The organism is Halalkalibacterium halodurans (assembly GCF_005671335.1).
GTDB classification, from domain to species: Bacteria; Bacillota; Bacilli; order Bacillales; family Bacillaceae_D; genus Halalkalibacterium; species Halalkalibacterium halodurans.
Window position 1 is genome coordinate 4,163,234 of record NZ_CP040441.1, and the last position, 12,426, is coordinate 4,175,659.

11 protein-coding genes and 2 pseudogenes are annotated in these 12,426 nt (G+C 41.5%); 7 read left to right on the forward strand and 6 right to left on the reverse strand.

Features of this window, described 5'->3' with window-relative positions:
* Positions 1-38 precede the first annotated feature (38 nt).
* A complete protein-coding gene (locus FED51_RS20215; protein WP_053430082.1) occupies positions 39-416 on the reverse strand; it encodes a lactococcin 972 family bacteriocin in 378 nt (125 codons plus the stop codon).
* Positions 417-618: 202 nt separating this feature from the next.
* Positions 619-905, reverse strand: a pseudogene (locus FED51_RS21790) (hypothetical protein); the annotation flags it as partial.
* Positions 906-1,066: 161 nt separating this feature from the next.
* Here FED51_RS21790 and FED51_RS20225 point away from each other — a divergent pair.
* The 4 genes and pseudogenes from FED51_RS20225 (at position 1,067) to FED51_RS20240 (ending at position 4,959) form a co-directional block, all read left to right on the forward strand.
* A pseudogene (locus FED51_RS20225) lies at positions 1,067-1,364 on the forward strand (VOC family protein).
* Between the two features lie 812 nt (positions 1,365-2,176).
* Complete coding sequence (locus tag FED51_RS20230) at positions 2,177-3,409, forward strand: saccharopine dehydrogenase family protein (RefSeq protein ID WP_053430083.1); 1,233 nt, start codon at positions 2,177-2,179, stop codon at positions 3,407-3,409.
* A gap of 1 nt (position 3,410) precedes the next feature.
* On the forward strand, positions 3,411-4,538 hold the full coding sequence (gene nspC, locus FED51_RS20235; protein WP_041821978.1) for a carboxynorspermidine decarboxylase: 1,128 nt from the start codon (positions 3,411-3,413) through the stop codon (positions 4,536-4,538).
* Between the two features lie 169 nt (positions 4,539-4,707).
* Entirely contained in the window at positions 4,708-4,959 is a 252-nt protein-coding gene (locus FED51_RS20240; RefSeq protein WP_053430084.1) for a YpmP family protein, read from the forward strand.
* Between the two features lie 140 nt (positions 4,960-5,099).
* On the opposite strand, the gene FED51_RS20245 is transcribed toward FED51_RS20240, so the two are convergent.
* Positions 5,100-6,602, reverse strand: a complete 1,503-nt coding sequence (locus tag FED51_RS20245) for a malate:quinone oxidoreductase (RefSeq protein WP_010900084.1) — start codon at positions 6,600-6,602, stop codon at positions 5,100-5,102.
* A gap of 403 nt (positions 6,603-7,005) precedes the next feature.
* Here FED51_RS20245 and FED51_RS20250 point away from each other — a divergent pair, with 403 nt between their 5' ends.
* Together FED51_RS20250 and FED51_RS20255 are read left to right on the forward strand one after the other, a co-directional pair.
* Positions 7,006-7,902: a ComEC/Rec2 family competence protein gene (locus FED51_RS20250; RefSeq protein WP_233443861.1), complete on the forward strand. Its 897-nt coding sequence runs from the start codon at positions 7,006-7,008 to the stop codon at positions 7,900-7,902.
* A gap of 13 nt (positions 7,903-7,915) precedes the next feature.
* Complete coding sequence (locus tag FED51_RS20255) at positions 7,916-8,185, forward strand: DUF3006 domain-containing protein (protein ID WP_053430086.1); 270 nt, start codon at positions 7,916-7,918, stop codon at positions 8,183-8,185.
* Positions 8,186-8,846: 661 nt separating this feature from the next.
* On the opposite strand, the gene FED51_RS20260 is transcribed toward FED51_RS20255, so the two are convergent.
* Positions 8,847-9,977, reverse strand: a complete 1,131-nt coding sequence (locus FED51_RS20260; protein ID WP_138090991.1) for an OmpL47-type beta-barrel domain-containing protein — start codon at positions 9,975-9,977, stop codon at positions 8,847-8,849.
* Positions 9,978-10,542: 565 nt separating this feature from the next.
* Between FED51_RS20260 and FED51_RS20265 the strand changes: the two genes are divergently transcribed.
* A complete protein-coding gene (locus FED51_RS20265) occupies positions 10,543-11,157 on the forward strand; it encodes a hypothetical protein (RefSeq protein WP_053430088.1) in 615 nt (204 codons plus the stop codon).
* Positions 11,158-11,214: 57 nt separating this feature from the next.
* Here the strand turns inward: FED51_RS20265 and FED51_RS20270 are convergent, their stop codons facing one another.
* A complete protein-coding gene (locus tag FED51_RS20270; RefSeq protein WP_233443862.1) occupies positions 11,215-11,463 on the reverse strand; it encodes an AbrB family transcriptional regulator in 249 nt (82 codons plus the stop codon).
* 578 nt (positions 11,464-12,041) lie between these two features.
* Positions 12,042-12,299, reverse strand: coding sequence for a YjcZ family sporulation protein (locus FED51_RS21650; protein WP_010900093.1), 258 nt, complete (start codon positions 12,297-12,299; stop codon positions 12,042-12,044).
* Between the last annotated feature and the right edge of the window lie 127 nt (positions 12,300-12,426).

Consider the following 12,426-nt stretch of genomic DNA (forward strand, 5'->3'; position numbering starts at 1 on the left):
CTTATATGAGAGTGACTCCTCTTTTACTTTTAATTTAACTATTTTACGTCCCAATTAGCGTAACCTACCGAGTTTCTAGGGCCAATTGAACTAGCCTTGGATGTAGTACGTTTTGGTACCCATCCACTATCATCGTAGTTACCGTCAATTTCAGTGCTAGAGCGATGTGTTTTAGTGTTATGATCAAGGTTAGACCAAACTTTTTTCTTCAATGTGACTGTCAGGCGTGTCCCATAATCCCAACGTCCATTACCACTATCAACTTCCTTGATTGCATATGGTGTAACTGTTGGTGGTTCGCCTTCCAGTGCAACCGTACCACCTTTTTCTGGGCTATCAGTTTGTGCAAAAGCAGGAACAGCCGCCATCATTAAAACCAATGCGCTACCTACTACTGTTATTCCAATTTTCTTCACTAGATTTCCCTCCTCTCCATATAAACTCCGCTAAGTGCTACAAATAGTTTTGTGCGTTCCTCTTGTTGAATTGCCATTAGGATACCATAAAATTTAGAGCTTGTAAATAAATTATTCCAATTTTAACAAAAATAATACTAATATCACATTTTTATTTTCCTGTGCCTTTTTTTGGTTTTAATATAGATGATATGTGATGAATTTAATACTTGGTTTTTATATACATCTGCCATTTTTTCAACCTTATTTTAATCTCATTCTTATATGCGGAACTTATTCTCTGATAATCCTGTGAGTATATTTCCTTTAAAGGAATTCTTTTATAGTGATAACTAGCCAACTGATGTTGCGGAACGCGGTCGATTAAATTCGGGCGCTTTTGCAACAAGGTTTTGAAACGTTCATCAGGCGATGAGCCGATAAATGCAGCAAAGTCTTCTTGACTTTACCGAAAGCGTTCTCTACCATCTGACGTGTCATAGATGCTAGGAGAATCCCGAAAGCAATTGACAAGAAAATCAGAAATCGCATCCTCTCGATAAAAAACATTTAGTGCATCAAAACTATTCATAGCTCCCCCCATTGAGAACATCCTTTTTCTATGGAAATTAACCACATCCTATTTCCATTATTATGTATAATAGAATCATATGAAAGTCAAATGCATGGAGTCGGATCAAGAAACACTCGGGCTCTCGCTTCTGTTTCGCATGGACAGCATGGCGTTTTTTGAGTGTAACGGACTTCGCCTTCTCTTAAGCCTTCCTGAAAAAGAGGCATACGCCCATTCGAGTTCGGTTGTCTATTTTCAAGTGGAGAGTATAAAGGAGATCTATGAAAAGCTAACCGATGAGGGGGTAAAGTTTATCGATGAGCCTCACGTTGTGGCAAACGGAAACATGGATGCCCTTTTTTCACGATACATTCATGAGCGAGGTTTCTGTCTAGAACATGAAAAAAGGCTGGCTAGCGGAGCGACAGAAAGAAAGGAATCACAGTGAGTTTTTGAAAAGGTGATGACGGATCGTAGAGGTGTCTTTCAGGATGCCCCTTTGTGTTGCCCCCCTTGGCTAGACTTTCTCTGAAAAAAGGTTACCTTTTAGGCACCCCCTTATCTTGGATTTGAATCGTCTGACAAAAGCGGTTGTTCCCTACTAAACCGAAGACATTTTACCAGTTGTGTTCTTGAAATTTTTTTACCTGAACTAATTGCTATTTTTCGAACATGCTGATAAGATAGAGGCATGAATTGGGAAGCTAATATTCAAATATACTTGAGAGTCTTTCCAAGCAGATAATTTTTGACCACTTCCTTTGGGAAGTTAAGGCAACGGTACGCCGGGTCAAATGCCGATTGGCAACTTTAGTTGCCTTATTGATTGAGTTAAAAGCTCAAATTTTATAAGTTGGTTACTTTACAACCAGTGCATACGCACGCAACTTGTGAAACGGTCAATAAGAGTGGTAAAAGTAATTATTTGCTATTAGACTCTGAACCTAAAAGATATATTTAAATATTAATAAGCTTTCTACTATAGTGCTCCCAAAGCTTAAGGTAGATGTATCCATACAGCCTTTTTATGGGTACATTTATGCTTTTTTAATATTGAATATATGAAGCAAGTGTTGTGCGTGTTGATGCGCTATGCACTTGCTTTTTTGTTGCCCACTGGCTCGTGTTTTAACAATCTTTTTATTCGGCAGATTGTCATGGATTTCCTCTTTTTACTTTTAAAAATTTTATGTTAGGAGATATGCAAATGGGAAAAGCACTTATTATCGGTTGTGGTGGTGTAGCATCGGTCGCGGTCCACAAGTGTGTTCAAAACAGTGAAGTCTTTGAAGAGATTTGTATTGCGAGCCGGACAAAATCAAAATGTGATGCGTTAAAGGCAAAACTGGATGGCGGCAAAACAAAGATCACAACGGCACAAGTAGATGCTAACAATGTGGATGAGCTAATTGCTCTTATCGAAGAAGTGAAGCCTGACGTTGTCATGAACTTGGCATTACCGTATCAAGATTTAACGATCATGGATGCGTGTCTTGCCACAAAAACCAACTATTTGGATACGGCAAACTACGAACCAGAAGATACGGCTAAATTCGAATATAAATGGCAATGGGATTATCGTGAGCGCTTTGAAAAGGCGGGCATTACCGCACTTTTAGGTAGCGGATTTGACCCAGGGGTGACCGGTGTATTTTCTGCTTATGCGCTAAAGCATCATTTTGATGAAATTGAATATATCGACATTCTCGACTGTAACGCAGGGGATCATGGGTATCCTTTTGCGACGAACTTCAATCCTGAAATCAACATCCGTGAAGTGTCAGCGAACGGACGTTATTGGGAAAATGGCGAATGGGTCGAGACGAAACCAATGGAAATTAAACGTGTATACAACTTCCCTGAAGTTGGCGAGAAAGATATGTACTTGCTTTACCATGAAGAGCTTGAATCTCTTGCAGTCAACATTCCAGGAATCAAACGGATTCGTTTCTTTATGACCTTTAGCGAAAGCTATCTAACGCACTTAAAATGCCTTGAAAATGTGGGCATGACGTCCATTGAGCCAATTGAATTTGAAGGGAAGGAAATCATTCCACTTCAATTTCTGAAAGCTGTCTTACCTGACCCTGCTTCTCTTGGCCCGCGCACAAAAGGGAAAACGAACATTGGTTGTATCTTTAAAGGGAAAAAAGACGGTAAAGATAAAACGTACTATCTATACAACGTTTGTGATCATGAGGAATGCTATAAAGAAGTGGGCTCCCAAGCCGTTTCTTACACAACTGGCGTTCCAGCCATGATCGGTGCGATGATGCTTATGACTGGAAAATGGAATAAGCCAGGAGTATATAACATTGAAGAGTTTGATCCAGATCCATTCATGGAAGCGTTGAACAAGTGGGGACTTCCTTGGAAAGAAGACCACAATCCTCAGCTTGTCGACTCTGATCCGATTAAAGAGACGGAGCTTGTTCGTTAAAATGCGTTTTGAAGAATTACCGACGCCATGTTACGTAGTGGATGAAGCGCTCGTGGAGAAAAACGTAAAAATCCTAAACGGCATCATGAAGCGCACAGGAGCAAAAATTGTGTTGGCGCAAAAAGCTTTTTCCATGTCGACCATGTACCCGCTCATCGGAAAGTACTTAACGGGTACAACGGCAAGCGGCTTGTACGAGGCACGATTAGGTCATGAGGAGATGGGCAAAGAAAATCATATCTTTGCCCCCGCCTATCGTGAAGATGAAATCGATGAAATCGTCTCGATTTGCGACCATATCATCTTTAATTCCTTCTCTCAGCTTGAGAAGTTTAAACAGAGAGCTCTTGATGCTGGGAGTAAAGTGGGCTTACGCATCAACCCTGAATGCTCCACCCAAGTGGGCCATGAGATTTATGATCCTTGTTCACCAGGCTCTAGATTCGGTGTTAAACAGGAAGATGTTCGTCAGGAGCTGCTTGACGGGGTGTCAGGACTTCACTTCCACACACTTTGTCAGCAAAACTCTGACGATTTAGAAACAACGCTTGATGCAGTAGAAGAAAAGTTTGGCCAGTGGCTACCGCAAATGGAATGGATCAACTTTGGTGGCGGTCACCATATCACAAGGGATGATTACGATATCCCGAGATTGGAAGCTTGCATTAAGAGAATGCAGGACAAATACGGTTTGGAAGTCTACCTTGAACCGGGCGAAGCGATCGCGCTTAACGCGGGCTATCTCGTCACGACAGTCCTTGACCTCCATAAAAACGGAATCGACATTGCGATTTTGGACACGTCCGCCACTTGTCATATGCCTGACGTCCTCGAAATGCCTTACCGCCCCCCTCTTTTCGGATCAGGGGAACCAGGCGAAAAGCCGTTCACCTATCGACTCGGAGGCCCGACCTGCCTGACAGGTGACGTCATCGGTGACTATTCGTTTGACCAGCCATTAAAAAGCGGCGACCGATTAGTTTTTGGGGATATGGCGATTTACTCCATGGTGAAAACGAACACGTTCAACGGCATGCCACTTCCAGCTATTGCCACCAAACATCAAGATGGCGATTGTCAGGTTGTACGCCAATTTGGCTATCAAGACTTTAAAACACGACTAGCGTAAAAGAAAAAACCAGATCCTGAACTAGGATTCTGGTTTTTCTTTTGTACGTAAAGACCGCAACGTCGATAGAAATCTCCATCATGGATATGTCGAAATATTTTAATATTTCATACTTGCCCGATAGAAATTAGGTATAATAGAAAGAAACGTCTAAAAAGAGGTCGATATTTTGATTTACAAGCGTCTTGAATTCAAAAACATGGCTGGACAAAAAGTGAAAATCACAGAGATCCCCGTGCTAGACTCGAGGAACCCTCATTATTTTTTGGTTCACGCTCGTTTACAAGCCCTTGCAGCATTCATTTACAATAACCCTGACTCAAAAACAAGCTATTCTTTTCACGATTATTTGAAACGAAAAATGAAATGGTCTGATTTCATTCAGTTATATCGCACTGAACAATATAGCCATAACGCTTAAAACCAGTAGCATGTGCCACTGGTTTTTTCAAGACTCAGCAAAACATAAAAAAGCTCCTCCTTATAATAAACAGTTTAAACTGAATACCACAAGGGGAGCCTATGAGGAATAAAGATTCCCTCTATTATTACCGAGAAAGATTAACTATGCACCAATTCCTTTTCGCTCAGGCCAAGCGCCTCCGCAGTGGACTGGTGAATCTCTTGGAACAGCTCACGGTTTTCCGCAAGTGACACGCCATACGAAGGAATCATTTCTTTGATTTTCGGCTGCCACTCTAGCATATGGTGCGGGAAGCATTTTTCTAATACTTCAAGCATGACGTGGACAGCAGTTGAAGCTCCCGGAGATGCCCCAAGCAATGCAGCAATCGAACCATCCGCGCTACTGACAACTTCCGTACCAAATTGAAGGGTTCCTTTTCCACCTGCTTCTGTATCTTTAATGACTTGCACCCGTTGGCCTGCGACGACGATATCCCAATCCTCGCTCTTGGCGTTTGGCATGAACTCCCGCAGTTCGGCCATACGCTTTTCCTTTGACAACATCACTTGCTGAATCAAGTATTTGGTTAAGGACATCTCTTTTGCACCTGCCGCCAGCATCGTGAAAACATTATACGGCTTTACAGAACCGATCAAGTCAAAATTGGAGCCCGTTTTTAAGAACTTTGGTGAGAACCCGGCAAATGGCCCAAACAGCAATGATTTTTTGTTATCAATATATCTTGTATCAAGATGCGGTACAGACATAGGTGGGGCGCCTACCTTCGCTTTTCCGTACACCTTCGCATGATGCTGCTCGACCACTTCCGGGTTATTACAGACCATAAAGAGCCCACTTACCGGGAAGCCGCCGATATTTTTTGATTCAGGAATACCTGTTTTTTGGAGTAAAGGCAGACTTCCACCCCCTCCGCCAATAAAAACAAAATTGGCCGTATGGTATTCGATCGTACCGCTTTCAATTTCCTGAACTTTCACACTCCACGAGCCGTCACTCGTACGTTTAATGTCCTTTACACTATGCTTGTAGTGGACTTCTACATTTTGCTCCTTTAAGTGCTCAAACAACATGCGTGTCAAAGCGCCAAAGTTGACATCGGTCCCCGAGTCAATTTTCGTGGCGGCGATTGGCTCATTGGACGTACGACCTTCCATAACAAGTGGAATCCATTCCTTCAGTTTTTCAGGGTCATTCGAAAATTCCATCCCTTCAAACAATGGAATGTTTGATAGCGCTTTAAATCTCTTTTTCAGATAAGCAACGTTGTCTTCCCCTTGCACTAAGCTCATATGAGGAATAGGCATAATAAAATCTTGCGGATTGGAGATTAAATTTTGGCTTACGAGATAAGCCCAAAACTGTCTTGAAATTTGAAACTGCTCATTAATTTTAACCGCCTTGCTAATATCAATGGTTCCGTCCGATTTTTCTGCTGTATAATTAAGTTCGCACAGCGCAGCATGCCCTGTACCCGCATTATTCCATTCATTCGAGCTCTCTTCCCCTGCGTTCGCGAGTTTCTCAAACACTTTGATTTCCCATTCGGGTTTTAACTCTTTCAACAATGATCCCAAAGTCGCACTCATAATTCCGGCACCAATCAAGATAACGTCTGTTTTGTTCTGTATGCTGCTCATAGATAACCTTCCTTATCCCCTAGATTTGCAAATAGAATTGTAGACGCTCCTGCTTAGGTGTCACAAATAGCAGGGCGGCCAGCTAGGAACACTTCTTTTTTGTCTCACTACAATCATACCACAGTCTATTATAAATTTTTATTGTTTATAATTTCTACTATTATCTGATAACGATTACCTTTTTGGCTTGTAGGCGTGAAGGCAATTTTCATTAAGTAGCTAGCTAAGGTATCACTGGTAAACATAACATTATAAATGGAAAACTGATGGGAGCTTTGCACAACCTTAGGCTCCCTTTTTAACTTCTATTAATGCTAGAGCCACAATTAAAATCTTCTTTAAACGATCTGATTTTTATAATTATAAAATGATATAATCATTATTCGTAGACTAATAGAACGAGGTGCTTTTTTTGAAACGATTTCTTTTTTCTTTCTTGTTTGGACTGGTTCTCTTATCTGGCTGTGATTTTGAGCACGAAATCATCGAGATTCTTGATATGATTGTATCAGAAGATCAAAGCACAGACGTAGTTGCCCCTCCTATTAGTGGAGAAGCGACAATTACCTTTTTCGATGTAGGCCAAGGGGATAGCACGCTTATTCGCAGTGAAAACTATACGGTACTCGTCGATACAGGACGACACGATAGCGACGCGATCTTCACTCACTTAGAAAAACAACAAATCGATCAGATCGACCTTTTGATTTTAACTCACCCACATGCCGACCATATCGGGAATGCGGATGAGATTGTCCGCCTCTACTCACCTGAAGAAGTGTGGATTGACGGTAACGAGGCGACCTCAAAAACATTTGAGAACGTGATTGACGCTTTATTAGATTCTGAGGCTGAGGTAGTCGAGCCACGAGCTGGGGATGTGTACGAGCGCGGTGATTTTCTTTTTGAAATTGTAAACCCTACGAAGTTGACGGGAGATTTAAATAATGATTCCATCGCCTTCCGCTTGACCTATGGAGATGTCCGAGTCGTCATGACAGGAGATGCAGAAGAAGCGGCTGAACAGGAGATGGTCGCCTCAGGCACCGACCTTGAAGCCGATATTTTTAAAGTGGCACACCATGGCTCCAGCACTTCCAACCAGCCATTCTTTCTTGATGAAATAGAGCCAACAGTGGCCATCTACTCTGCAGGTGAGGACAACTCGTACGGCCACCCGCACCGTGAAGTAACATCGCTTTTAAACGAAAGAGGCATCGATGTATTTGGGACTGATATTCACGGAACTGTACTTATCACCACGGACGGTCATACGTACTCGATTCAAACGGAGCATTAAGGAGGGACAAGTCATGCTTTATGACGGTGAACACCGAGCGGTTTTAGATCGCATTGCCGAAGATCAACAAGCGATTCTTTTAGTTGGGGAGCAGGAAAAAGAGCTCGTGATTCCTAAAGAAGCGCTACCGCCTGCAGCAAAAGAAGGCGATCACCTCCTGATCGTTATCGAAAACGACCAGGTTACCTCTGTCAGCATTGATGACGAAGGGACCGCTCAGGCTAAAAGACGAATCAAAGAAAAGATGGCGCGCCTACGAAATAAGAAGAAGCGAGAACGTTAGCCTAAGGCATTTGTGTTTTGGGCTATTTTTTTAGCAGTTTTATGCTAACGATGGTCATGACTCGTCAAAAGTTTTTAGCCTTCACCTTGGTTTAGCTAGGATCTTACCACAACGTTTAATCAGAGTAGATTCAATGAGCCTTCATAACAAAAAAGCCGGCATACAACCGGCTAAATCCGAACGCTGGGAAAAGGAATGATCAACCATCGTTAATACGATTCTTCTAACATTTCCCTCGCTTTTGGTGGAATGTCGCTTAACTCTACTTCGTCATACGACGTTACTTCATTCCCATTTTTCAGATAGAGTTAAGGAGTAATCCTCTTTCATCTACACGAACAGAAATAGCCCAAGCGCTATATGGCTTTTCATTCATTTAGAATATGGCCCGAACTCCTGACCCCTGAGCAATAGCCCTTTTGGAGTTCGTGTTCACGAGAAGTTACGGACGACTGTCTAATTTAGAGACCGCGTCGGTACCGTGGCTGATCGGGAGGGGCGGAATTTGACTTATCATATTCGCGTTTTTTCGCCAGCTTCTACCTTTAGACTCTGATCCTCCTTGTTTTCTCTAACCGCATCTGCTGCCTTTGCGGTTCAGAGCTTGAACTCCCACGTCTGACTAAATCCCCAAGCAAACATACTACTTGGGGATTAAAGATTATTTCATTGATACTTTCGCTAAATCAATAAGAATTTCCGCGTGCTCGCTAGAAAATGCTTTTCCCGATTGACTATTTACTTGATTCACAAAAGCCTTTAGCTGGTTGTCGCGTGCTCGCGTGTTTCCTTTTTCATTCGCATTCTTTGCTGCTACCAGTTTGCTCTGCAACCCTTCAACAATATGAGCTTCACCATTATGAAGCTCGACAAATTGTTGACTTAATGATGCGAGACTATCAAAGTCCACTTCAATGATGATCTCCATGGTTTTTTTTATGTGATTTCCTGCTTTATCCGTTGCTGCTGCGGTAAACATATGAGTCCCTACACCGAGCTCATAGGCGAATTTCGTTGTATCTTCACATGTGAACGAATCGACACCTGATAACTGATCCTCTATTGCACATGTGAGGTGTACTTCTTGATCAACCGTAAAGACCGTATTAGGTTCAATAGAAAAGGTAATCGTTGGAGCGGTTTTATCGATCGAAACCTCAACCTGATTTTTTTCTTCTATATTTCCTGAATGGTCCATACTCCAGTAAGAGACGTGATAGATGCCTTCTTCTTCAAGTACGATTAGTTGTCCAGACTGTTGTTCACCGTTATTTACAGTATAGAAAGTGTCTGTCACACCCGAATCCGCATCCGTTGGTTCAAGTTCGATCATCACAGTGCTGTTATACCAGCCATTTCTTAGTTCCTGGCCAATGTGATGAGTCGTCGTGGGTGGCGTAGTATCAGGTTGTGATTCGCCGATCATTTCAACCGTTACTGGGAGAGAGGCTATCGATTCGGTCCCTGCGTTATCAACGGTTGTGATCATGTAATCATATACGTTGCCTAAGTCAACCGTCGTGTCAGTAAAGGCTGTTTCTTTCACATGATCAATCAACTCTACTTGTTCAGATCCAGACGTTTGACGATAGATGTTATACGAGTGAGCCCCTATCGCCTCGTCCCAAGAGAGTGTGACAGACGGGTTGTTCGCATCTACCGATTGATCCGTTACAGCAATGTTTGAAGGAGAGACGAGAATCGGCGTAAGTTCGACTCCGTTGACAATTCCCGTTGATCCGCTAAAATGAAAATTCATTTGCCCATCTGTAATTTCAACATTTGGAATCACCCATTCCGTGTAACCTCGACTAGGTGCATTGACTGCACCGTAGTCTATCCCCTCGATTGCTAAGTTTGTGCGTGCACTTCCGAGGAAATCACCAACATATAGTTTGACTGCATAAAGGCCGTTTGGAACATCTACGTTAAAATGCCAGCCAATATTGAAATAACCGAGCCAATCACGGAAAAGCTGAGGGGTTCTCTCAAAAAAAATGACTAGCTAGACCAAGGATTGATTGTTATTTATCAGATATTTCTGAATATAATAAAAAGGTGCGGAGAGTTATTTTATTCCATTCCGCACCTCATTTGTTTTCAAAGAATTAATTACTTCTTTTTTTCTTTTCTTTTAGACACTCTCATAAAAATTAAAGTTCCAATTACGAGAGCACTTACAATACTTGTAACTAGCTCGTCGAAGAGTCTAGCTGATACTGAAATCAACAAAAGACCTATTATTCCAGTGATAGTAAAAATTCTCTTGGAAATCATATTATTCCTCCTTGTATATATATATCTCTATATTTGGTAATATATTATTATTCTATTATTCTATTTAGGAGGTTGCAAATATGAAGAAAAAATTGATTAGTTTTTTAGTTGCAGTAATGATGTTTAATGTAGCTGCTGCTCCATTAGCCAGTGCAAATGACACAAGCGAGGAACATTTAGACTCCGATGTAGACCAGGATGTACTGGAAGAGTTTGAACTTGAAAGTGAAGCTGATTTTGAAGTGATGAGCGATATCTTACTAGCCATTGAAGAACTGCCTTATGAAATAATTGACGAAGGTCCTGATGCTGTAGTTGAATGGCTTTCAAATTATAGTGAAGAGTACTTTGTTACTATTGATGACGAAGGATTACTACAATTCCATGAAGCTGGATTTCAAGCTCAATTTTCTGTTCCCGGTTGCATTGGGGCTGTTGGAGCTGCTTTATTATTAAATGGTATACCTTTTGCTAAGATTACAAAAGTTAAAAAAGCTCTAGATGCGTTAGGTGGTACAGCTAAGGCTGTAAAGGAAATTAAGAAATGGTACGATAAATACCGTTATGGTGGATTTTCGAGAACAAAAGCTTTAAATAAAGCTGTCAATAAAGTCTCATCGAGTCTCTCTAGTTCTTTAAAAACGGCCCTTCTAGACTTCTTCAACATAAACATCATTATTGCAAACTGCACATAACAAAAAGCATGCAGGGCATCATGCCCTGCTTTTTTCTTGTGACTCATTGATCTCATTTCATTTTTCATTCAAAAAGGGATATTTCACCGATAAGGAATCTTCGAGTTCCTTCATCAACCTTTCTGCACCTTCCAAGCTGAGCACTAGTTTTCCATCAAGAAGTGAGAAATTCTCTGGGGCTACTTCACCCGTAACAACGCATTCTTGAGCTGCTTTGTATTTTTGAAGGACAATTTTCTCACCATCCACAAAAATTTCAACAGGATCGTATATTTTTAGTTGTTGTTTTTTTAATTTTATTTTCACGATTGTATGGACGCAATAATTGGTTTGTATGCCGCATAGCACCAAACCTTTAATCCATTGCGCCCTTTAATACAGCCCCTTCTCTCCGTCATCCTTCCATACAGAAAAAAGAGCACGCACGCTTGTGGGGCTATCCATTAAATTCAGTTTTTTTCATACTTTTTCGTTAAAATGGTAGCAATATAGATTAATACAAGTGCAGTAATTCCTTCCCACATTCCTCCAAAAAAAGTCCAGCGATGGCGCCAATAGCAATATAAACACTAAGTGCCATTAAGATCACACTCCCACAAATTATCCATTACAAGAACTATCATAACATTTAAATCTCTAGTACAAGTAATAACTTTAATGCTAGATTTTTGAAGTTTCCTCTTAGGACTTGATACTGTTAAAGAAACAGCCTAAGGTTGTTGTAGCAAGGAAAGAATTTTACTGATCCTTACGCTTCAGGCAGCGTGGGAGAATCGCACAGCCTCATAAAAGACGGCTCCCGCACTAATTTCAGCAGAAATAGAAAAAGGCCGGTACTCGATTCACCAATTGATCGAGAGAAACCGGCCTCTTGGAGACTGCTATTAGCATTTAGGGAAACTAGAGCCTACAATGATTAATAGAATAAACAACACTACTATTAATACAAAGCCGTGGCCATGCTTACGAGGAGCAGGCATTCCGTATCCGAAAGCAGGAGCCGCATAATAGGGCATAGGTTCCTCCATTACGCCAGCCACCATAGGAGGAGGGACATTTGCTCCTGCCATCATCGTAGGATGGACGTTTGGCGGTACATTTGCTCCTGCCATCATAGGAGATACATTTGCGTTAGGATACATATTCTAAGCACTTCCTTTTGGGTTAGTATATTTTCACTACAGTATACTCACCTAGTTAGAATATGAACCTGTCTACTGACTAAATGGGTGAATGTCACTGTTTTATACAACAACAATCATTAGCAAG

Coding starts and splice junctions, on each gene's coding strand:
- FED51_RS20265 (WP_053430088.1), top strand. CDS start 10,543: ATGAAGAAAAAATTGATTAGTTTTTTAGTTGCAGTAATGATGTTTAAT.
- FED51_RS20245 (WP_010900084.1), bottom strand. CDS start 6,602: ATGAGCAGCATACAGAACAAAACAGACGTTATCTTGATTGGTGCCGGA.
- FED51_RS20230 (WP_053430083.1), top strand. CDS start 2,177: ATGGGAAAAGCACTTATTATCGGTTGTGGTGGTGTAGCATCGGTCGCG.
- FED51_RS21650 (WP_010900093.1), bottom strand. CDS start 12,299: ATGTATCCTAACGCAAATGTATCTCCTATGATGGCAGGAGCAAATGTA.
- FED51_RS20255 (WP_053430086.1), top strand. CDS start 7,916: ATGCTTTATGACGGTGAACACCGAGCGGTTTTAGATCGCATTGCCGAA.
- nspC (WP_041821978.1), top strand. CDS start 3,411: ATGCGTTTTGAAGAATTACCGACGCCATGTTACGTAGTGGATGAAGCG.